Source organism: Vibrio sp. 10N.222.52.C3, assembly GCF_041474195.1.
Classification (GTDB): Bacteria; Pseudomonadota; Gammaproteobacteria; order Enterobacterales; family Vibrionaceae; genus Vibrio; species Vibrio crassostreae_C.
Map to the genome: position 1 here is coordinate 129,495 of NZ_JBFRTQ010000027.1, position 340 is coordinate 129,834.

Sequence of the window (340 nt, forward strand, 5' to 3'; positions counted from 1 at the left end):
TAATAAGGATTCATTGTCTGTTGGTGTTTTATTTGGTTTCTTGGTTCGATTTAAATAGAAATTAACAATAATTTATCTTCCCACAAGATCTACTTCCCCTCCTTATTTATCCGCTAATGGCCTATATTTCTGATATCCATTTAATTAGACCTTATTTTCATCAGTATTAGCATAAAAAATAGACAGATAATTCCTGTAAATACCGCGCGATAGTCATTTATTAACATTATTATGATTAACGGAGTTTCATTTTTTCGAGTGCCTGTCTGGTATCTTTATTTAGGGTAGAGACCAAAATCTGCTGTTAATATCAAATTTGTCATTGAGATCAGTATCTCAC